Annotated in this window: 18 protein-coding genes; 13 read left to right on the forward strand and 5 right to left on the reverse strand. The window is 55.3% G+C overall.

Going from position 1 to position 20726, the window contains the following annotated elements:
* Window positions 1-10: 10 nt before the first annotated feature.
* Window positions 11-901 carry a class I SAM-dependent methyltransferase gene (locus JJQ72_RS11760; protein ID WP_138227382.1) on the reverse strand — a complete coding sequence of 297 codons (891 nt, stop codon included), beginning with the start codon at window positions 899-901 and terminating at the stop codon, window positions 11-13.
* Between the two features lie 246 nt (window positions 902-1147).
* On the opposite strand from JJQ72_RS11760, the gene JJQ72_RS11765 reads away from it, so the two are divergent.
* Together JJQ72_RS11765 and JJQ72_RS11770 are read left to right on the forward strand one after the other, a co-directional pair.
* A complete protein-coding gene (locus tag JJQ72_RS11765; protein ID WP_175415370.1) occupies window positions 1148-1309 on the forward strand; it encodes a hypothetical protein in 162 nt (53 codons plus the stop codon).
* A gap of 143 nt (window positions 1310-1452) precedes the next feature.
* On the forward strand, window positions 1453-2181 hold the full coding sequence (locus JJQ72_RS11770) for an HAD family hydrolase (protein WP_208203789.1): 729 nt from the start codon (window positions 1453-1455) through the stop codon (window positions 2179-2181).
* Window positions 2182-2234: 53 nt separating this feature from the next.
* Here JJQ72_RS11770 and JJQ72_RS11775 read toward each other — a convergent pair whose 3' ends face one another.
* The 3 genes from JJQ72_RS11775 to JJQ72_RS11785 form a co-directional block, all read right to left on the reverse strand.
* Complete coding sequence (locus JJQ72_RS11775) at window positions 2235-2711, reverse strand: glutathione peroxidase (RefSeq protein WP_138227380.1); 477 nt, start codon at window positions 2709-2711, stop codon at window positions 2235-2237.
* Window positions 2712-2953: 242 nt separating this feature from the next.
* The gene (locus JJQ72_RS11780) at window positions 2954-3133 is read right to left on the reverse strand and encodes a CsbD family protein (protein WP_208203790.1); all 180 of its coding nucleotides are present in this window, start codon (window positions 3131-3133) and stop codon (window positions 2954-2956) included.
* 124 nt (window positions 3134-3257) lie between these two features.
* Entirely contained in the window at window positions 3258-4730 is a 1473-nt protein-coding gene (locus tag JJQ72_RS11785) for an alpha-amylase (RefSeq protein WP_208203852.1), read from the reverse strand.
* Window positions 4731-5344: 614 nt separating this feature from the next.
* Here JJQ72_RS11785 and JJQ72_RS11790 point away from each other — a divergent pair.
* Window positions 5345-6049, forward strand: a complete 705-nt coding sequence (locus JJQ72_RS11790; protein ID WP_208203791.1) for a Na-translocating system protein MpsC family protein — start codon at window positions 5345-5347, stop codon at window positions 6047-6049.
* A gap of 177 nt (window positions 6050-6226) precedes the next feature.
* Complete coding sequence (locus JJQ72_RS11795; protein WP_208203792.1) at window positions 6227-8296, forward strand: putative bifunctional diguanylate cyclase/phosphodiesterase; 2070 nt, start codon at window positions 6227-6229, stop codon at window positions 8294-8296.
* Window positions 8297-8365: 69 nt separating this feature from the next.
* Here JJQ72_RS11795 and JJQ72_RS11800 read toward each other — a convergent pair whose 3' ends face one another.
* A complete protein-coding gene (locus JJQ72_RS11800; protein WP_243896042.1) occupies window positions 8366-9373 on the reverse strand; it encodes a YeiH family protein in 1008 nt (335 codons plus the stop codon).
* A 203-nt stretch (window positions 9374-9576) separates the two neighbouring features.
* Here JJQ72_RS11800 and JJQ72_RS11805 point away from each other — a divergent pair, with 203 nt between their 5' ends.
* The 9 genes from JJQ72_RS11805 (at window position 9577) to JJQ72_RS11845 (ending at window position 20709) form a co-directional block, all read left to right on the forward strand.
* Window positions 9577-10461 (forward strand): LysR family transcriptional regulator, encoded by an 885-nt coding sequence (locus JJQ72_RS11805; protein WP_138227375.1) that lies wholly within the window; start codon window positions 9577-9579, stop codon window positions 10459-10461.
* A 124-nt stretch (window positions 10462-10585) separates the two neighbouring features.
* Complete coding sequence (locus tag JJQ72_RS11810) at window positions 10586-11308, forward strand: HNH endonuclease (RefSeq protein WP_243896043.1); 723 nt, start codon at window positions 10586-10588, stop codon at window positions 11306-11308.
* Between the two features lie 103 nt (window positions 11309-11411).
* Complete coding sequence (locus tag JJQ72_RS11815; RefSeq protein WP_138227373.1) at window positions 11412-11630, forward strand: DUF378 domain-containing protein; 219 nt, start codon at window positions 11412-11414, stop codon at window positions 11628-11630.
* 404 nt (window positions 11631-12034) lie between these two features.
* Window positions 12035-12979: an ABC transporter permease gene (locus tag JJQ72_RS11820; RefSeq protein ID WP_208203854.1), complete on the forward strand. Its 945-nt coding sequence runs from the start codon at window positions 12035-12037 to the stop codon at window positions 12977-12979.
* Between the two features lie 16 nt (window positions 12980-12995).
* Window positions 12996-13904 carry a carbohydrate ABC transporter permease gene (locus JJQ72_RS11825; protein ID WP_208203794.1) on the forward strand — a complete coding sequence of 303 codons (909 nt, stop codon included), beginning with the start codon at window positions 12996-12998 and terminating at the stop codon, window positions 13902-13904.
* A 59-nt stretch (window positions 13905-13963) separates the two neighbouring features.
* Entirely contained in the window at window positions 13964-15574 is a 1611-nt protein-coding gene (locus JJQ72_RS11830; protein ID WP_208203795.1) for an extracellular solute-binding protein, read from the forward strand.
* Between the two features lie 94 nt (window positions 15575-15668).
* Complete coding sequence (locus JJQ72_RS11835; RefSeq protein WP_208203796.1) at window positions 15669-17048, forward strand: alpha-L-fucosidase; 1380 nt, start codon at window positions 15669-15671, stop codon at window positions 17046-17048.
* An 11-nt stretch (window positions 17049-17059) separates the two neighbouring features.
* Window positions 17060-18094 (forward strand): carbohydrate-binding family 9-like protein, encoded by a 1035-nt coding sequence (locus tag JJQ72_RS11840; protein WP_208203797.1) that lies wholly within the window; start codon window positions 17060-17062, stop codon window positions 18092-18094.
* Window positions 18091-20709, forward strand: coding sequence for a transglutaminase domain-containing protein (locus JJQ72_RS11845; RefSeq protein ID WP_208203798.1), 2619 nt, complete (start codon window positions 18091-18093; stop codon window positions 20707-20709). The genes JJQ72_RS11840 and JJQ72_RS11845 overlap by 4 nt, the downstream gene beginning before the upstream one ends.
* Window positions 20710-20726: the final 17 nt, after the last annotated feature.

A 20726-nucleotide genomic window follows, 5' to 3' on the forward strand; every position in this document is an offset into this window, starting at 1 on the left:
TTCATTGGAGCTATTTCACGCCGATCCGCATCCGGTAGCTAAGCAGGACGCTTTCTTCCCTATCGGCAAAATGGCGCTGGATCAGCTCCTGGAACGCGGCAATATCACCGTCCAGGTCGGTTAAGCCGAGGCGCAGCACCGCCTGTACGCCGCCCTGACTCAAGGCAAGGCCGAGGTAGCGCTCTGCGGTGCAGGGCTCCTGGTGGTGAAATACGACTTCCTTTGCGAAGCGGAAGCGGCCGCTTGCCTGGATCTGCTGCAGATGCCCCTCCTTGCTCCACTTGTGGGCCTGGGCCTCTTTCTCCACATGACGGTCCAGCAGCTGATCGGCTTTCCTGATGAGCTGTACATAAGCCTGCTCCACCTCCCAATGCAGCAGTGGCGGCCAGTCACAGTCATAGGCAGCGAAGAGGCCGCCCTCTGTCAGGATGCGGGCGGCTTCCTCCAGGGTGCTGCCGGGGTCCATCCAATGAAAGGATTGGGAGCAGGTCACGATGTCTGCCGAGCTTGCCGGCAGGCCGGTCTGATTGGAATATCCCGGCCGGAACGAGAGGTGACTGGCGCCGGACTGCTCCAGCTTCTGCTCGGCAATACTGCGCATGTCTCGGCTTGGCTCAATGCCAATGACTTGCTGTGCAGCCTCCTTCCAGGCAAAGGTGGACAGTCCGGTCCCACAGCCAAGATCGACAACGAGCCGCGGGGCATGGCCCAGATCGCGGGTCAGGAGATGGATGACCAGGGGCGGGGCTTCGGGCCGGTGTCGGTCATACAGGCTCTGAAAGCCGGAGAAGCGCTCAATGTTGCTGATCACATTGCCTTCGGGAACAAGAGAAGGGGAGTCCCCTGTAGTGCCCGGTCCAGTGCAGCCTGCGCCGCTGGGGCCTTGATTAGGGTCGGTCATAATATCATCATCCCCCTTAATAAATGGTAATATCGAAAGCCCAGTATTCCCCCGTTTACTGTCCCATTTGATCAAATAGGTACATTGCGTCGAAGAAACTACGCTGAAAGTTAGTGATGGGTATAGGACCGCGTTTCTTGACGGGACCTTCAGACACCTATGCTTTGCCCGAGACTGCCCTGATGAAGTAATTAAAAAAGGTGCTCAAGCAACTTCAACCCAATAAATCCAAAAGGAGGTTTTAATTTGAAACGTAGAGTGCCATTTGGTTTATTGATTCTAGCTATGGCAATGGGTGGTTTTTTTGTGACTCAACTTGAGAATGATAGATTTAAACTCATTTATTCAGCTTTAGGAATCTTGGTTATTGTAACAAGTTACTTTCTATTTTTTAAAAAGAAAGGATAGTTTAAAATCACTGCTCTCAAGAAAACGGAAAAAGCGAGAAGAGGAACGCTCCCGTCGTATAATGCTTTAAATGCCGTTGAGCTTGAGCCAACAAAAGTTTCATATTTCTATGTACAAGTGCACATAACAATTAGGAGGAAAACATGACAGAAGCAGTCCAAGCTGTATTTTTTGACGTAGATGATACGCTCTATGACCATTTGACGCCCTTTCAGGAGGCTGTGCGGGAGGTTGTCCGGCCAGAAGCCGGATTCCCGTATGAAGAGGCATATCATTTGCTGCGCTACTATAGCGACAAGCTGTCTGTAGAGCTCGGGGGTGCTGGCTCCGCCGATTACAGCCGTGGACTGAAGCGGCTCCGAACAGAGCGCTTTCAGAAGACGCTGGAGCACTTTGGAATCCCGGTCGGAAAGCGCGATGCAGAAGAGCTGCAGGCCGCTTACCTGGCCCGGCAATATCATATTGAAATGTTTGCCGGGGCCAGGGAGCTCCTGCGGCAGCTGGTCAACGCCGGCTATACGGTCGGCGTCATCACGAACGGGCCGCTGCAGCACCAGATGAACAAGGTCGCCGCGATGCGGCTGGCCGAGGTACTGCCTCCAGAATCCATCTTCGTCTCCGGCGGCGTAGGCTGGGACAAGCCGGACCCGCGCATCTTTCAGCATGTGAATGAGGTCACCGGGACGCTGCCAGGAAGCAGCCTCTTTGTCGGCGACTCCTGGCGCAACGATGTGGTCGGTGCCCTGGAAGCCGGCTGGCAGACGATCTGGTTCAATCACCGGAACGCCAAGCCGGAATCCCAGCATCTCCCGCACTACACCGCATCCAGCTTTGAAGAGGTGGAGCGGATTCTGAGCCGGCTGCTTCCCTGAAGACCCGGCTCACTCCTGTCAGGGCCCTGGCATTCTAGAAGCTGAAGCTGGAACTAGAGCAGCTTCTCGATGTGGCTCTTGATCTTCTCCGGCGTATCCGTAGGGGCAAAGCGGCTGACGACTTTGCCATTGCGGTCCACCAGAAACTTGGTGAAGTTCCATTTGATCGCCTTGGTGCCCAAGGCGCCGGGAGCTTCTCCTGCCAGGTATTTATACAGGGGATGGGCGCTGTCCCCGTTCACATCAATCTTGGAGAAGAGCGGGAAGGTCACGCCATGATTAATCCGGCACGCCTCAGCAATGTCAGCGTCCTTCTCCAGTTCCTGGTTCATAAACTGGCTGCTTGGAAAGCCCAGCACCGCAAGCCCCTGATCCTTGTAGTTCTGATGTAACTGCTCCAGTCCGTCAAACTGTGGAGCGAAGCCGCATTTGGTCGCCGTGTTGACGATGAGCAGCACTTTTCCCTTGTAGGCCTCCAGAGCCTGGGTTTCCCCTGTAATGGATTTAACCTCATATTGATAAATGGACATGCAAATATCCTCCTTCAATGAATGTATATGAGTGCAGCGCTTGCGTTCATTTCTATCATATCACGCGGAACAGCGCCATGAGAAATCCCCGGCTTTACGCTCAAGATGGGCAGGCTCATCTATAGATAAAACACGGTGCCAAGCTTACATCAAAAAGACACCTTCAACCCTTAAGGCATGCTGCCCGCAGGAGTTGAAGGTGTCTTTGGTATGATCCGGCTGGATTCTGTTTTAAATAAAGCTTAGTGTCTGTCTTTGAACTCGCCGACCTTTTCCTGGGCTTCGCCCTTGGCTTTATCCTTCTTGCCTTCGGCCTGCAGAGAGTGGTCGTCGGTCGCATTGCCGATCTGATCCTTGATTTCGCCTTTAGCTTTATTTACACCACTCTTGACCTTATCGCTTATTCCGTTATGATCACTCATGTGTAACAGCTCCTTTACGAAGTAGGATACCAGAGTATTACCCGGGAGCGGAGGGTTCTAAACTTCACGACGGCTAGGCGAAGTCACGACCGCTCTTCCGGCGGCCGCAGGCTTGCAAGGGGGCCTATTCCGGCTTTACGTCCTGCTCCGGAAGGGCCCATACGGACACACTGCCCCCGTTCACCGGGAATTCCGCGTTGCCGTCCTCTCCAATTGTGATACGCTCCTGGCGGGTGTTCGTCAGATCGAGCCAGACCTCTCCCGCCCGATGCGCGCCGACCTGCATCACCTTGCTGCCTTCCTCGTGATTGGAAATGACGACAGCGCAGCCAGAGCGCGGAAGTTCCTCCACGCCGCGGCGCACCCAGCCGATCAGCCCGGGCTGGTCGAAATAATCATCCTGCTGGCCGTATGCCTTGTGCTGCCGTGCATACAGCAGCGGATCAATCGCTTCCTTCTTGCCCGGAATCGGCTGTTCGCCGCCAATACCGTAATAATCGCCGTAGAAGACGACCGGGTATCCATCCTGGCGCAGCAGGATGAGGGCGTAGGCGCTCTGCTTGAACCAGTCCTGGACCCAGGACTGCAGCGATTCCTGCGGCTGGGAGTCATGATTGTCTACAAAGGTTACGGCATGCAGCGGGTGGGACTGCACGAGCGTATCATCAAAAATAGTTCGCAGATCAAAATCCGCTCCTGCCTCTGATGCGGCCTGCAGCTTGTAATGAAGTGAGACGTCAAACAGGTCGATATTATAATCCACGGTGTCCAGGAAATTGCGGCATACCTCCAGCTCCGGATTCCAGAATTCGCCGACGATGTAGAAGTCCTCGCCGAACTCTTTTTTCATCACAGATGCAAATTCCTTAATGAAGTTATGGTTAATATGCTTGATCGCATCCAGGCGGAAGCCTCCGCAGCGCAGCGTTTCTGCAAGCCACTTGCCCCAGGCCAGCATCTCTTTCTGAACGTCCGGGTGATTGTAGTCAATATTGGCGAACATGAGATAGTCGTAATTGCCGAATTCATGATCTACCTGATCGCTCCACGTTTTGTGGTCGCCGACAATCCGGAAGATCCCGGTCTTCTTGCCCGCCTCGTCATAATCGGTTCCGTTAAAATGGGTATAGTCCCACTTGAAGGAGGAATACGTGTCACCGCGCCCCGGGAAGGTGAACTTTGTCCAGCCCTCGATTTCGAAAGGCTTGGAGATTTCCTTGTTGCGGTCCTGCTCGTCCACCTGGACGACCTGAAAGCGCTCCTTCTCATCAGCCCCAGCCTTATGGTTCATGACCAGATCGACATAGACGTTGATCCCCTGCTCCCGGCAAGCATCGATGGCCGAGATCAGCTCGTCCTTCGTGCCGTATTTAGTAGCGACCCCGCCCTTTTGGTCAAATTCGCCGAGGTCGTACAGATCATATACGCCGTAGCCATTGTCCTCCGGAGACTGGGCTTTCGTTACGGGTGGTACCCAGACCGTGTCGATGCCCGCCTCCTTTAGCTCGGCAGCAGCCTCCTGCAGCCGTTTCCAGTGAGATCCATCCGCGGCAACATGCCACTCAAAAAACTGCATAATCGTATGATTTCTTTGCATCATCTTCATCTCCCCTGGAATGATCCTTCATTATGTAGGCACCCCGCATGCCTGCCTGGGTCCAATTCCAATTACCCATGGACGTGAGGAGTCCAAACGGCTGTGCTGCATCATCTTCGGCTGATGGTTTTAACATGCCCTTTTTACCCGTATAAAAGCCGCTCGCAAGTCCTTTTTAACCAGAGGCGGCATCAGACAATAGACTCTTTTTTCCACTGATAGTGTATGCTATAATGGGTTCAGCTTAAGTGTGAAGGATATGGTCAACAAGGCTGATTCCATATCGCAGCGATCTTGCAGCAGGCAGCTCTCATTTCATTGTGTAAGGCTATGACTTCCAGAATGAATGAGAATGAGTGAATATATATCCAGGTAAATGGGTGAATCTATCCCTCATGGGGTAAAAGTCACTTTCATGGCCTAACTTTCGATCGGGAGAGTTAGGTCATTTTTTATTTCCAATATATTCTAATATTTTCTCTGCGCCATGCAGCCAAATAACCTGAGTCTGCCGCTTAAATTTAGCTATACGTCAGGAGGGGTCTGAGCATTCGTTCAAGAATGGTGCCTGTCTTATTGGGAGAGGGCCGGTGCTATGGAGCGAGTCGTCATTCATGAATCAGTCTATACATCAATTACAGCAGCTTATTGCTAGCTATACGGGAAAGGTCCTGAGAGAACGCTTTGGAAAAGGACCGGAATCCGTCATTGTATCCATGGGCGGGCAGTATATTACTATTTATCTTCGAAACTTTTTGACGCCATCCGAACGAGTGCTGCTGCAGCAGGACCATACACACATCGTCTATCAGACGAGAGAAAGACTGATGGAGCTGGTGCTTCCGGAGGTCAGTGCCTATATTGCGCAGGTGACCGGGAGCCAGCCTGAGGAAATGTATTACGACTGGGCTCTGCATCATCATTCCGGCATGATCACCGCCATTTGCCTGGAGACCTTCACTGAAGAGGTGGACCTCAACGAGCAGTTTGACAAAAAAGCCGAGCTGGAGCAGGAAATTATTCTGATCAGCGGTCAGGCCCGGCGGAATCCGGAGCAGCTCCAATCTTTTGAAATGAATAATCGCACGCTCTTATTTATTCGTGAGGGCATTTTGGTGCCGATTGAGAAGGAGTTCATCCGTTTGGGGCACGGGGAGCTGCTAAAGAGTGTAAAGCGGAATATGGAGAAGCAGTATTTGTATCAGCAGGGTCTGTTTGAGCCGATCCTAAATCGCCGAATTCTGGATATTTTCGTCGATTGGGATTATGATTTCAACAAGAGCATCATTGTGATGGTCACTTCTCCGCGCAGTTTATAATGTCGTTAGGTTGCATTGCCAGCCGCCAGCCTGCTCTCGGGTATACGCCCCTTGCAGGTCGGGCGGCTTTCTTACTTTTCTTTCCGGTGTGGTTCCATTATACTAGGTCACAAGAAGTATAAAAGAAGAAGGCATGTCTGAATATGTAAAGTGAATCACATGCCGATGGAGCTAAATATGATGCATGAACATTACGATGGATGGATTGTCCTCTTATCGGTTCTGATTTCAGTCGGGGCTTCTTTTCTGGGCTTGAATATTGCCAGCAGGGTATACCGGGCGAGCGGGCTTCAAAAGCTGTTATGGCTGTTCGGCGGCTCCACGATTATGGGGCTGGGCATCTGGTCGATGCATTTTATCGGAATGCTCGCTTTCCATTCCGCTCAGGCGCTGGCCTATGATCCGGCCCTGACCCTGTTGTCTGCCGTGATCAGCTGTATCGGCGCCTTCGTAGCCTTTTATTTGGCTACACATAGCCGAACAGGGATGCCGGGCATGTGGATTGGAGGCGTCAGCATGGCACTGGCTGTACTGATGATGCATTTTATCGGCATGGCTGCCATGAGAATGGATGCCCAGATGACCTTTGATCCCCTGCTTACGGGAATTTCGGTCCTGATCGCTTTCGCTGCATCCTTTACTGCGCTGATGCTGTTCCGCAAATTCCGCTACTCCATCCGCTTCAGCTACTGGAAGGTGAACAGCGCCCTGCTTATGGGGGCCGGAGTATCCGGAATGCATTATACGGGGATGGCTGCAGCGCAGTTCACGCCTCATCAGGGGCCGGCTGCCCTGACAGATTCCGGCTATATTACCTTTTTGCTTATTCTGATCTCGGCAGCAGCTACCGTTATTCTTATGGTCACGATGGGGGCGCTGTTCTATGAACGTCATCTGCTGGAGAAAATGGCGTATCACGATTCACTGACTGCCTTGCCGAACCGCAATGGCATGATGCGCTATACAGACAGCAGCCTTGACAGGCACTGGAGAGGAGCGGTGCTGTTCATCGACCTTGACCGCTTCAAGTCGGTCAATGACCTGTACGGCCATGACATCGGCGATATGCTGCTGCAGGTCATTGCAGACCGTTTCCGGGAAGCAGCGGGACAGCAGGCTCTGGTCTACCGCCTGGGCGGCGATGAATTTGTGGCACTGGTGCCACAGGCGAACCGAGAGCGGGCGGGCCAGCTGGCGGATCGTTTCATCTCTACAATACATAAACCGGTGCTGGTGGAGGGCTACAAGCTGATGGTGTCCGGCAGCATTGGCATCAGTATGGCTCCCGAGCATGGCCAGGAACGCAATGTTCTGCTGCGTGCGGCAGATACCGCCATGTATCACGTCAAGAAGACCGGCAAGGACCGGTACAGCTTCTTCGACGATCAGATGGCACAGGAGCAGGCGCGCCGGCTGAGGCTGGAACGGGATTTACAGCTGGCGCTGCACCGCTCGGAGCTGAGGATTGTATATCAGCCGAAATGGGATGCACGCTATGACCGGTTAGCCGGCATGGAAGCGCTCCTGCGCTGGGAGCACCCGGAGCTGGGTTCGATTTCACCTGGCGAATTCATCCCCATTGCAGAAGAGAACGGTGTTATCCTGACCATTACGGCCTGGATGCTGAACGAGGTATGCCTGCAGAATGCCGCCTGGCAGAAGGCCGGCCTCGCCGCAGTTCCTGTCTCCGTGAACATTTCGAGCCATGTGCTGGACAGCTTCCTGATGGTCAGCATGATTGACCGGGCGCTGCAGGACTCCGGACTGCCGGCCTCCGCCCTGGAGCTGGAGATTAAGGAGTCGGTTGCGATGAGCAATCTGGAGCAGAGCATCGAGCAGCTTGGACGGCTGCAGAGCCGCGGGGTCCGCATCTCCATGGACGATTTCGGCACGGGATATTCCTCGCTGGGCCGGATCGGGGACATTCCGTTCCACACCTTGAAGATCGACCGTTCCTTTATTCAGCAGAGCAGCCTGTTCTTTAAGCAGGCCATCATCCGCAACATGGTGGCGATCGCGGGCAACCTGAATCTGGGCATTATCGCCGAGGGCGTAGAGACGAAGGAACAGGCCGAGTTTCTTATGACCACAGGCTGTTATCAGATGCAGGGATTTTATTTTGGTGTCCCTATGGCCGCAGATTCCATGGATGAGTGGCTGCATGGAGGGGGCGCGGCAGGACGCCTCGCGGCTGCCGGAGTGGCGGCCGCAGGCCTCGAAGCGGCGGCTGCCATGCGTCAGGCTTAAGAGCAGATTATGCCCTGCCGGCGGCGTGTGCCGGCAGGGCTTTTGATGTCAAGAGCAGATGGCAGGGGCTCAGACCATCCAGAAGGTGATGATCGAGAGCAGCACAGAGGAGAGCAGCATGGCAGCCAGCGGGCGCCAGGCCCGGGTCAGACTGCGCAGATGGATCTGCAGGCCGAAGCCGGCCATGGCCATCGCGAGCAGGAAGGAGGCCGCAGCCCCCGCGAAATCCTTCACAGCCTCCGGGATGAGCGGCTGGCCTGTAGGGGCCAGGCTTCCAATCAGGCTGAAGGCGGCGAACCCCAGCAGAAACCAGGGGAAGACCGGCCGCTTCGCGGTTTCATTCCCGCCTTCTCTCCGCATCCAGGCGAGGAGTACAAAGCACAGCGGCAGCAGCAGAAACACCCGGCCCAGCTTGGCCATCAGGCCGGCCGTCAAGGCCTCCTCTCCTGCCGGTGCTGACGCCAAGGCGACCTGAGCCAGCTCATGCAGGCTGAGCCCGGCCCAGATGCCGTATTCCAGGCTATCCAGCGGCAGCAAGGGCTGTGCAAGTGTATATACGACAGCAAACAGCGTGCCAACGAATGCGATCATGCCTGCTCCCAGAGCGGTGTCCTCCTCCTTGGCATTCAGGATTGGTGCGGCTGCCGCAATGGCCGCAGCACCGCAGACACCGGTGCCGATGCCTAGCAGAAGAGATAGGGAGCTCTCTGCCTTCAGCCATTTGGCCGCATACCAGGTTAATGTAATGCCCAGGAGGACGACGGCAGCGCCCCGGAGCAGCATCCCGGGCCCCTCGCTGAACAGTGTTCCCATGTCCAGCTTCAGCCCGCAGAGCATAATGGCAAGCCGGAGAAGATTCTTGGAAGTAAACTGAATGCCGGGCCGCAGGCTTTCCGGATACCCCAGCAGCTGCCGGTACAGGGCGGCAAGCAGGATTCCCCAGGTTAGAGGTCCCAGCAGCTGGAGCGCCGGAATCCATGACAGCAGCTGACCGCATAGAGCAAGTGCGGCTGTGAACAGGACACCGGCACCGATGAATAACATCTGCCTGCGAGCAGGCAGGCGAGAGAGCTTCATTAGACGGTGGATCTTTGATTTTGGGCCAGAAGAGGAAGAGATCTCAGGAATCATAAGCAATAAGCCTCCAGTTAGTAAAAAATGATGCCGTAGCTCCATGGTAGCCCCTGACTTGAGATAAGAAAAATAAATTGTTATGATCATCACGATAAGTAAACGCTTATAGTAAGAATTGCAGAATGATGTAAAGGGGCTGGCCCGGGATGGATCAAGCGCTGGAGGTATTGGTTGCCGTCATTGAGAAGAAGAATTTTACCCGTGCCGCAGAGGAGCTCAGCATGACGCAGCCTGCGGTCAGCCAGTATATCCGCTCCCTGGAGCAGTCGCTGGGAGCCAAGCTGCTGGAGCGAAGTAATAAATATGTCCGGCCTACTCATGCAGGAGATATTGTCTACCATCACGCCAAATCCATTCTCGGCACCTATACGGCCATGCAGTCCCTGGTGGATGACGTTATGAACCGGGCCGGGGGCGAGCTGGCAATCGGTGCCAGCTATACGTTTGGCGAATATGTCCTGCCGCGCCTGCTGGCCCGGCTGAAGCAGCAATATCCGCTCGTCCGTCCCAGCATTCATATTGGCAATACCGATGTCATTGGCGAGATGGTTCTTAACTATGAGATTGATATCGGCATTGTCGAGGGCGAGTACGAGCATGCCAAGCTGCTGGTGAGTCCCTTTGCCCAGGATGAGCTGCAGCTTGTCGTTCCCAATGAACCGAGGTTTCAGGGAAGACGAGAGCTTGAGCTGCAAGAGCTGCTGCAGGAGACCTGGATTTTGCGGGAGAGCGGCTCGGGCACCCGGCGCGCGGCCGAGCGGATGTTTGAGGCGCGCGGTCAGCGACCGCCGTACACGCTGGAGTTTGGGAGCACGCAGCTAATCAAGGAGTCCGTCGAGGCGGGCCTTGGCATTTCACTGCTCTCCCGCTGGGCGGTGCAGAAGGAGCTGCAGCTGGGCTCGCTGCTGCTGGTGCCGCTGCGTGGAGAAGCGGTGGTCAGGCCTTTTTCCTGGATTCTGCACCATACACCGTACCGCACCAAAGCCGTTGATGTATTTCTCGATATGCTGAAATCCCCTCTTCAGGGATAGAAGTTCGCTGGCCGGCGGATTGACGTTTGTGAAAAGGATGGATTTGGGTAATACTTGTCACCATAACAAGTTTGGGGTGAATTCTGCCGGCCTTTTGTCCGGCTTCATGATGAATAATATCCATATGCCAGGAAACAAGCTGACACGGACGCAAAAACGAAGAGCCGCCCGCAAGCGGGCCAAAGCGCGGGCTAAAGCTGCGGAGCAGGTGCTGCTGGCCAGCGATGCCGCTGTACAGTCAGCAGCGGAATCCAGCAGCAAGGGCGGGCACAGTGGAGAATTCGGCGGCAATCAAGTGAAAAGGCGCCGCCAATCAGCCGCCCGCCGGGACACCGCCTTGAATGTGCCTGCCGCCGTAAAGACCACGGTGAAGGGGCGTCCGGCTGCACCGCCGAGGCCGCCCCGGGTGCCGGGGCAGCCGGACCCGTATGATGCTGCGCGCCTGGTGCCGACCCGGGCCGGCTTTATACGGATGCGGGGCCGCACCGACAAGAACCGCCGCTGGCAGCAGGATATTGATCCGCAGCTCGCGGAAATCCTGGTGAATGAAAGCGCAGCGGTCGTCGTCAACCGGAATACCATCCGCCGCTTATATACGAACAAGGGCTTTCGCAAATATATTTTGGAGCGCGATGCATACCAGTGTTATTTTTGCGGAAACTATGGAAACACGATTGATCACCTCCTGCCCCGGGCAAAGGGCGGGCATACGACACCGGTGAATTGTGTCTGCGCTTGTATGGATTGCAATCAATCCAAGGCAGATCAACATCTGGAGGATTTCATCAGAAGCAAGCCGCTGGAGGATGGGGAGAAGCCTTCAGGCAGTCAATTTCACGGCATGTGACTAAAAGCGAAGAGATTAGGGAAAATTGTTGTTAGCATGCTCATCGTGGTCAGCTTGCTATGAATTACGCATCCATCAAACTCCAGACGAGGAGGAAACCAACGTGAAAACCATGAACACTATTGCGCTGCTTCTGCTCATTATCGGCGGGATTAACTGGCTGCTTGTCGGCCTGTTCCAGTATGATCTGGTCGCTTCAATCTTTGGAGGCCAGGAGTCCGCCGGTGCCCGCGTCATCTATACTATTGTCGGCCTGTGTGCGCTGTACTCCATTAAATTTTTTGGAGATGTAGCTGACGACCGCCGTGCAGATGCGCGCTAGGCTGTAATATAGCTGCAGAATATGCACAGGAGCAAGCCGTAACGGTGAAAGCCGGGACGGCTTGTTTTTTGATGTTTTTATAGACGTGAATCATGCCCTTTGTTCCGAAAATACGAGGTTTTTCCAGATTGGTTATATTTGATGTCACCTTGAATGCGCACCTCAAAAACAACATATTGTCAAGTGTCATCCGGGATTGTCAAAGAGCGTAAACCCTTGCTGCTATGCGGTTTCAGGCTACATCCAAAATGACATATTTACGCTGCGTTCACAAATGCACTAGTCTGTTTGTAAGCGTTATCAGACAGCGGAGCCTGATGAATGTCAGGTTAGCTTACACACACTGGAAAGGGAGTGGTACGATGGAGGATGCAAACACCGTCATCCGCAGTACACCGGGTGCAATGCCCGAGAGCGGAAGTAAGGGCGCAGCCCGAAAACGGAAAAGTAATCTTCGCAAAAGAATATTTCAGAACTGGGAATTGTATCTCTTCATTGCACCCGCATTTTTCTACTTTCTGATTTTCTTTTACGGTCCCATGTACGGCGTGCAGATCGCATTCAAGAACTTTATTCCGACGCTGGGCATTACGGGCAGTCCGTGGGTAGGCTTTGATCATTTTACCCGATTTTTTGATTCCTATTATTTCTGGGATCTGATCTGGAATACGCTCAGCATCAGCTTGTACGAGCTTGCGGTCGGCTTCCCGGTTCCGATCATCCTGGCGCTGGCGTTTAATGAGATCCGCAACGGATTTTTCAAAAAAATGGCCCAGACCGTCACGTACGCACCGCATTTCATCTCCGTCGTGGTTATGGCGGGCATGATTATTACGTTCCTGTCGCCATCCACCGGGATCATCCCGATGATCATTCAAGCGCTGGGCTTTGATGCTCCAAGCTTCCTGACGGACCCGTCGTGGTTTAAGACGATGTACGTGCTCTCCGGCGTATGGCAGAGCGCGGGCTGGGGGACGATCATCTATCTGGCGGCCCTGTCGGGAGTGGACCCGGGGCTGCATGAAGCCGCTGTTATTGATGGAGCAACACGTTTTCAGCGGGTGCGCCACATTAACATTCCGACGCTCATTCCGACAATGACCATTCTGCTCATTCTGAACATTGGAACCTTGCTCGGAGTCGGGTTCGAGAAGATTCTCCTGCTGCAAAATCCGCTCAATATGTCATCCTCGGATGTCATCTCCACCTTCGTGTACCGGGCGGGCCTGGTGGATGCGCAGTACAGCTTCTCGACCGCAATTGGCCTGTTCAATTCAGTCATCAATGCGGTCATGCTGATCGTCGTAAACCAGATTGTCCGGAAAACGAGTGAAAACAGTCTATGGTAGAAGGGAGGCATCTATAATGCTGACAGGAATCAGAGAGTCACGGAGGGATAAGGTATTTCTGGCTTTCAACTATGTGTATGTGTTTCTGGCGTTTGCCATCGTCGCCTATCCGATCCTTTATATCCTCAGTGCATCCATCAGCGATCCGAAGCTGGTTGGCTCCGGCGAAATGTGGCTGCTTCCCAAAGGGATCACTTTTGAGGGGTATCAGAGGGTGTTTGAGAACAGCAGCATCTGGATCGGCTACGGCAACACCATTCTGTATACTGTCGTCGGGACTGCCATTAACCTGTTTGTTACACTGCCGGCGGCGTATGCGCTGAGTCGCCGGGATTTCGTAGGCCGCAACTTCTTTATGGCCATGTTTATGGTGACGATGTTCTTCAGCGGAGGACTGGTGCCCACCTACCTGCTCGTCAAGGAGCTGGGGATGATAAACACGATGTGGGCGATTGTCATTCCGTCCGCCGCCTCCATCTGGAACATTATCGTGTCCCGAACGTTCTTTCAAAGCTCGATTCCGAAGGAACTGCAGGAGGCCGCGCAAATAGACGGCTGTACCAACCTGCGCCTGTTCCTTAAAATTATACTGCCGCTCTCGATGCCGATCATCGCCGTTATGGCTTTGTTCTACGGAGTGGGCAACTGGAACAGCTATTTCTCGGCACTCATTTATTTGAATGATGCGGACAAATACCCGCTCCAGCTCGTGCTTCGCCAGATTCTGGTGCTCCAGGAGGCGGCCGCTCAGGGCGGTGGTGCCCTGGACAGCAGTACAGCGGCTGCACTGAACAACAAGGCGGAGATTGCGGCACTTGTGAAGTACGCAGTCATTATCGTAGCAACGGTTCCTATCATCGCCATTTACCCGTTTCTGCAGCGCTATTTCGTACAGGGTGTTATGATCGGTTCCGTAAAGGGCTGATCTTGCCATAGCTTCATAGCTTCATAGTTTTATCCATCATACAAAGGGGAGTTGTTACTATGAAAAAGCTTCGCAAAGCATCATCCATCCTGCTCTGCCTCATGATGTCCGCCAGCGTGCTTGCAGCCTGCGGCGGTTCATCTGGCAGTGAAGGCAGCACGGCGGCCGGAGGAGGCTCCTCCGCCGAAGGTGTCAAGAAGGAAGGATTCCCGATTGTCGAAGAGCAGATCACCTTGAAGGTAATGTCTCAGGATGCCGGTATGGCGGACTGGAGCACCATGCCGGTTCTGCAGGAAATGGAGAAGCTGTCGAACATCAAGCTGGAGTATCAGCTGTCGCCCTTTGACAGCTTTGCAACAAAGAAGAACCTGGTTTTCGCCAGCGGTGACCTGCCCGATTTCTTCTATGCGGCGGATCTGAAGCCGGCCGAGCAGGTGACTTACGGCACCCAGGGTGTACTGGTGCCGCTGGAGGGCTATATTGACGGCGGTTATGCGCCAAATATCAAGAAGGCGCTGGATGAGAATCCAGATGTCCGCAAATCGTTCACAACACCGGACGGTCATATGTATGCTCTGCCTTTCATTGACCCGACAGCCGTCTGGTACAGAGGTCCGGTCTGGTACAACGGCAAGTTCCTGGAGGCGCTGAATGCAGAAGAGCCAAAGACGACCGAAGAGCTGTACACCTATCTGAAGCGGATCAAGGAAGAAGACCCGAACGGCAACGGCAAGCAGGATGAGATCCCGCTGTCTTCCGTAAAGCTGGATGACATCCGGATGTTCTTCTTCGGCTTCTGGGGCATGTATAACGAGGACATCTACTCCGATAAGGACGGCAAGGTACACTATCCGTTCCAGGAGGAGTCCTACAAGAGCTACCTGACGTTCATGAACCGCCTGTGGGAAGAGGAGCTGCTTGACCACGAGACCTTCTCCCAGACAGATGAGCAGAAGAAAGCCAAGGGAAAGAACAACCAGATCGGCCTGTTCAGTGACTATCATCCGTACTTCACATTGGGCGGCGAGCCGAACTCCGACCATCCGTTGATGACTCCGGTAGCCAGTGAAATTGAAGGCAGCCCGGTATACGGCAAGCACCCGGGTATGGCGGCCAACGGTACCTTTGCGATAACGAGCGAGAACCAGCATCCGGAAGCTACGATGCGCTGGATCGACTACCTGTACAGCTATGAAGGCAATACCCTGTTTGAGCAAGGGCCAGAGGACTTGCTATGGAAATACACCGACAAGGAGAACAAGGTGAAGGAATGGCTGCCGGTGCCGGGCGGCGGTGACCGGGAAGAGTATCGCGGAACGATTACTCCGAACTTTGGCATGCTGACACCGGGCATCAAAATTCCGGAGCTCTACAACGGTCTGCGCGGGGAGTTTGACGAATGGATCGACCAGCAGAACGAGGAGAAGCTCGTGCCAATCGGCAAAGCCCCGTTCCCGAACGTTTACCTGACGAACGAGCAGCAAAGTGAGGCTTCAGCCCTGCGCTCGGATCTGGACTCCTATGTAAAGCAGATGGAAGCGAAATTTATTACAGGGCAAGAGCCGCTTTCCAAATGGGACAGCTATGTTGCCCAGGTGAAGAAGATGGGCGGCGACCGTCTGATCGAGCTGTACCAGGAAGCCTACGACACCTGGAATGCAAACCAGTAGTCAGTTATGCCAGGAACAAAGCCAACATATTCCGATCCCTTGTTGGGATCGGGGGTTGGCTTCTATTTTTATCAGAGGATACGGGAGGCAGGACATGAGCGACAATCCAGTACAAGCAGAGCAGGATATGATTGAAGACGGCATGCACAATTACACGAGTGAAGAGCATTGGGTGAAGCCGGAGGACCCGTTGCTGCTGGAGCGGCTGGAGTGGTTCAAGGACCAGAAGCTCGGCTTGATGATGCACTGGGGACCTTATTCCCAGCTGGGGCTGGTTGAATCCTGGGCACTGAGCGATGCGGACGGCGACTGGTCACGCGACGGCGTGGACTGGGAGGTCGACAGCACAGAGCTGAAGCGGCAGTATTTTGACCTGAACAAGACGTTTAATCCGATCCGCTTCCAGCCGGAGCTGTGGGCGGACCTTGCTCAGGCTAACGGCTTTAAATATTTGAATTTCACGACCAAGCACCATGACGGGTTCTGCATGTGGGATACACAGACGACGGATTACCGGATTACGGGCCGGGACTGTCCCTTCCACACGCACAAATACGCTGATATTACCAAAAATGTGTTCAACGCATTCCGCGCCCGGGGACTCGGCATTTCCGCCTATTTCTCCAAAGCGGACTGGCATACGCCCTATTACTGGACACCGGGCATGAAACACGGAAACGCCACGTCCCGCGGACCCAGCTATGATCCGAAGGAATATCCGTGGCTGTGGGAGCAGTTCGTTCAGTTCACGCATGAGCAGATTTTGGAGCTGATGACGAATTATGGCCGCATTGATGTGCTGTGGCTGGATGCAGGGTGGGTGAACGATTACCGCGACCAGAATATCCGTCTCGGGGAGGTCGTGGACAAGGCGCGCCAGCTCCAGCCGTGGCTGTTGTCAGCAGACCGCACGGTCGGGGGACCCTACGAGAACCTGATTACACCGGAGCAGACGCTACCGGATCATGCTATTCACGTGCCATGGGAAAGCTGCATTACGCTGGGCACCTCCTTCTCGTTCCGTTATGAGGACAAATACAAGTCGGTCCGGAAGCTGGTGCATCTGCTCGTAGAGGTGGTCGCCAAGGGCGGAAACCTCGCGCTGAATGTCGGGCCGCAGCCGGACGGGCGTCTGTCTGAAACAGCGATCGAGCGCATTCAGGGGCTGGGTGCCTGGCTGAACGTGTACGGAGAAGCCATCTATGGCACCCGACTATGTGCGCCGTATTTCGAGGATCGGACCTTTTTGGTGCAGAAATCCGGAATCATCTATGTCTTCCGCTTGTACGGCGAGGGTGAGACGGTGCCGCATGAGGTGCATTTGCCGCTCTCAAGCGGCTTTACCGCGGTGGATCTCGTGGGCGGCGCTGAGGGTCTGGCATTCCGCAGCACCGAAAGCGGCATTACGGTCACGCTTCCGGAAGAAGAAGCCCGAGGCGCAGCGCCGATTGCGCACGTATTCCGGGTGGTGTAAAGGAGATGGATATGAATAGAAGCGGAGTACCGGAGCCGAGTATCGATTTTGCACCGAAGCATTATATTTGCCGGCGGGCCGGCGGGCCCCTGGAGCTGGACGGACGGCTGGATAAGCCGTTCTGGAGCCGTGCCGCATGGACAGAGCCTTTTGTAGACATTGAAGGAGATCTGCGGCCAAGACCTGCCAAAGAGACCCGGGTCAAGATGCTGTGGGATGACCGGTATTTCTATGTCGGGGCACAGCTGGAGGAGGACGAAATCTGGGCTACGCTGACGGAGCGGGATTCGGTCATTTTTTATGACAATGACTTTGAAATCTTCATCGATCCGGACGGTGACACTCATCAGTATTACGAGTTTGAGATCAATGCGCTGAACACGGTCTGGGACCTGCTGCTGGTCAAGCCTTACCGGGATGGCGGCCCGCCGGTCAACAGCTGGGATCTGAGCGGTCTGAGGACGGCCGTACATATTGAAGGGGAGCTGAACAACCCGGCGGCGGATAACCGGATGTGGAGCGTGGAGGTCGCTATTCCGTGGACCAGTCTCCGCGAATGCGCTGCAGAGGGCCGTGTGCCGGGGCCGGGAGAGTTCTGGAGAGTGAACTTCTCGCGCGTCCAGTGGCGTGTGGACATCGTAGATGGACAATACCGGAAGACGGTGAACCCGGAGACCGGCAAGCCGTATCCTGAGGATAACTGGGTCTGGTCCCCGCAGGGCATCATTAATATGCATTATCCCGAGCTGTGGGGGTACGTCATGTTTGAAGGAGAAGGAGATTTGGCGGAATTCTCGCTGCCCGCAGATGAAAGGATTAAATGGGAGCTGCGCAAGCTGTACTATCGCCAGCGGAATTATTACGAAGCACAGGGCTGCTTCTGTGATGATGCGCTGCTGCTGATGCAGGGAGAGAAGTGGGTGATCGATCCGCTGATCGAGACGACCCGGAGCCTGTTTCAGATTACGGCAGCGGCAGCGGACGGAAGTGCAGTGCTGTGTATCCGTGAGGATGGCAGACTATGGAGAGAGGAGCGCGTCACATGAGTGAAGCTTTGACATCGGTATTTTCGTTACGTGAGGAGGATCAAGTGCGCCTGCGTACAAGGCTTGCGCAGAAGCGGCTTGCGGCAGGCCCGCGGGAGGGAGACCTGTTCGGTGTGTTTGATCAGGACCTGAGTGAGGAGGAGCTTTGGGCGCTGACCTATCTGTACGCCTATATGCCAATCAATGATATGGCTGATTATGACGGCGCTCTGTTTCTGAGCCATGTCCGCCAGACGCTGCGGATCCGCAAGAGCGTGCCTTGGGGGGAGCGTGTGCCGGATCCGCTGTTTCTGCATTTCGTGCTGCCATACCGCGTGAATACGGAACATATTGAGAACAGCCGCGGCCTACTGCACGGCGAGCTGGCGGAGCGGACGTCGCGGCTGTCGATGAAGGAGGCTATTCTGGAGACGAACTACTGGTGCCACGAAAAAGCCACCTACATCGGCTCGGACCTGCGGACAGCCTCGCCCCTGACGACGCTGCGCGCGGCGCGCGGCCGCTGCGGAGAGGAATCGACGCTGGCCGTGTCCGCGCTGCGCAGTATCGGCATTCCCGCCCGCCAGATCTATACGCCGCGCTGGGCCCACTGCGATGACAATCATGCCTGGGTAGAGGCCTGGGCGGATGGGGAGTGGTACTTCATCGGAGCCTGTGAGCCGGAGGCCAGCCTGAATGAAGGATGGTTCGGGCCGCCGGCAAGGCGGGCGATGCTGATTAACAACCGCGTGTTCTCGCATTATCCCGGTCCGGAGGACATTACGCTGACGGAGGATGCGTATACAGAGATCAATGTGCTGGAAAATTACGCGCCTGCGCGCACCATAGAGGTTCAGGTGCAGGATGAGAAGGGACGCCCGGTACAAGGAGCAGATGTCCGCTTTGAGCTTTACAATATGGCGGAGCTGTACCCCATTGCCATTCTGAAAAGTGATGAGCAGGGCCGGGCACGCTTTAAGACGGGCTATGGTGATCTCATCATCCGCGCCGTGAAGGGTGGCGTATGGCACGAGGTGAAGAATACCCCGGTAGATTTCGGGACGATGACGCTGGTACTGAATACATCCGCTCCCCCGCAGGGCAGCGTGGAGCTGGACCTGGTGCCTCCGCCGGAGCTGGAAGGGAAGCAGCCGCCGCTCCTCAGTCAGGAACAGCTGCAGCGTCATCAGGAAAGGCTTGCGGCAGGCACGGCGCTGCGGGAGGCCTATGAAGCTACTTTTCCGGGACCGCAGGAAGCGGAAGACCTGGCACGGGAGAAAGGGCTGCCGCAAGAGCGGGTATGGGAGGTGCTGAAGAAGGCGAGAGGCAACGGCTATGAGATGTCCGCGTTTCTGCGCCGCCGGCCGGCCGAAGAAGGACAGTGGCCGCTGCTGCTGCTGGAAAGCCTGAACGAGAAGGATTTGATCGACACATTCAGCCCGGTGCTTCAGGATCATCTGGAGGGAGCGCTTCCCTATGCAGAGCAGTATGCTGAAGCATGGTTTCAGGCATACGTACTATGTCCGCGAGTGCTGCACGAGATGATTGTGCCGTATCGGCGTGAAATTTCGGAAAGCTTCACGCCGGAGGAACGCGAAGAGTTCCGGGGTGCTCCGTCAGAGCTTGCAGACAGGCTGGAGAAAGGGTACACGTACCGGGAAGACCTGCCGAACCTGAAGGGCCGGGGCAATCCGCTGGGCACCTTCCGACTGCACAGCGGGGATGAGCTGTCGCTGTCCATCCTCTTTGTCGCTGCTGCTCGAAGCCTTGGCATCCCGGCGAGACTGCATCCAAGCGAGCAGAAGCCGCAGTATTATCAAGACGGGCGCTGGTGCAATGCCATCTTCTGCAGGCAGGCGACCAGGAAGGAGCCGGCCGGAGAATGGGGAAGGCTGCAGCTGCTGCGGGACCCTGATGCCGGGGCGGGGGCGCCTTCAGCCGCCTATGCGCAGAGCTTTACCCTTGCGCGGCTGGAGCATGGCGTCTATAAGACGCTAGTGTTTCCTTACGGCAAAAGTGACGTTTACGATGAACCGTTCGAGGTGGAGCCGGGCGCTTACCGCTTGACGACAGGGGTGCGCATGAAGGATGGCACCGTCCATATTCGCCTGAGCTATACCACGGTGGTAGCAGGGCAAACCACGGAGGCCGTGCTATCCTTCCGCAGCGTGCAGGAAGGAATTCCGATCCTTGGTGCGCTGGATCATGACCTTATGCTGAGCAGCCTCGCAGACCACGAAGTCACGGCGCTGGGTGACAGGCTGGGGACAGCCGGGGCGCTGGTCGCGTGGCTGGAGCCGGAGCGGGAGCCGAGCAAGCATCTGCTGCGCGAATGGGGGGAGCTGGCGGAGTCCATCGAGCAGTACGGCATTCCGGTGATTATGCTGATGAAGCCGGAATGGGCATCCGCCTTCTCGCTCGTCCCGAATCCCGAGCTGCCGGAAGGAATTGTATTTGCGGCGGCGGGAGAGGAAGGCTTGCCGGATTTCATCGGCTCCTCTTTGGCTGGTGAAGCGGGATACCCGCATCTTTTTGCAGTAGATGCCCAGTGCCGCATCCGCTATACGGCTTCCGGCTATAAGATTGGAATGGGCAAGGAAGCGCTGAAGACGCTGCTCCAGCTCGGGCTGTCATAACAATTAATAAGGAGGAA

This window comes from Paenibacillus sp. F411 (assembly GCF_017582705.1).
GTDB lineage: Bacteria > Bacillota > Bacilli > Paenibacillales > Paenibacillaceae > Paenibacillus_AQ > Paenibacillus_AQ algicola.

What these genes read in the sequence shown, in the direction of transcription:
- JJQ72_RS11800 (WP_243896042.1), bottom strand. Translation starts at nt 9,373, where the DNA reads ATGAAGCTCTCTCGCCTGCCTGCTCGCAGGCAGATGTTATTCATCGGT.
- JJQ72_RS11790 (WP_208203791.1), top strand. Translation starts at nt 5,345, where the DNA reads ATGAATCAGTCTATACATCAATTACAGCAGCTTATTGCTAGCTATACG.
- JJQ72_RS11760 (WP_138227382.1), bottom strand. Translation starts at nt 901, where the DNA reads ATGACCGACCCTAATCAAGGCCCCAGCGGCGCAGGCTGCACTGGACCG.
- JJQ72_RS11775 (WP_138227380.1), bottom strand. Translation starts at nt 2,711, where the DNA reads ATGTCCATTTATCAATATGAGGTTAAATCCATTACAGGGGAAACCCAG.
- JJQ72_RS11835 (WP_208203796.1), top strand. Translation starts at nt 15,669, where the DNA reads ATGAGCGACAATCCAGTACAAGCAGAGCAGGATATGATTGAAGACGGC.
- JJQ72_RS11825 (WP_208203794.1), top strand. Translation starts at nt 12,996, where the DNA reads ATGCTGACAGGAATCAGAGAGTCACGGAGGGATAAGGTATTTCTGGCT.
- JJQ72_RS11830 (WP_208203795.1), top strand. Translation starts at nt 13,964, where the DNA reads ATGAAAAAGCTTCGCAAAGCATCATCCATCCTGCTCTGCCTCATGATG.
- JJQ72_RS11820 (WP_208203854.1), top strand. Translation starts at nt 12,035, where the DNA reads ATGCCCGAGAGCGGAAGTAAGGGCGCAGCCCGAAAACGGAAAAGTAAT.
- JJQ72_RS11770 (WP_208203789.1), top strand. Translation starts at nt 1,453, where the DNA reads ATGACAGAAGCAGTCCAAGCTGTATTTTTTGACGTAGATGATACGCTC.
- JJQ72_RS11845 (WP_208203798.1), top strand. Translation starts at nt 18,091, where the DNA reads ATGAGTGAAGCTTTGACATCGGTATTTTCGTTACGTGAGGAGGATCAA.
- JJQ72_RS11795 (WP_208203792.1), top strand. Translation starts at nt 6,227, where the DNA reads ATGATGCATGAACATTACGATGGATGGATTGTCCTCTTATCGGTTCTG.
- JJQ72_RS11780 (WP_208203790.1), bottom strand. Translation starts at nt 3,133, where the DNA reads ATGAGTGATCATAACGGAATAAGCGATAAGGTCAAGAGTGGTGTAAAT.
- JJQ72_RS11805 (WP_138227375.1), top strand. Translation starts at nt 9,577, where the DNA reads ATGGATCAAGCGCTGGAGGTATTGGTTGCCGTCATTGAGAAGAAGAAT.
- JJQ72_RS11810 (WP_243896043.1), top strand. Translation starts at nt 10,586, where the DNA reads ATGCCAGGAAACAAGCTGACACGGACGCAAAAACGAAGAGCCGCCCGC.
- JJQ72_RS11785 (WP_208203852.1), bottom strand. Translation starts at nt 4,730, where the DNA reads ATGCAAAGAAATCATACGATTATGCAGTTTTTTGAGTGGCATGTTGCC.
- JJQ72_RS11840 (WP_208203797.1), top strand. Translation starts at nt 17,060, where the DNA reads ATGAATAGAAGCGGAGTACCGGAGCCGAGTATCGATTTTGCACCGAAG.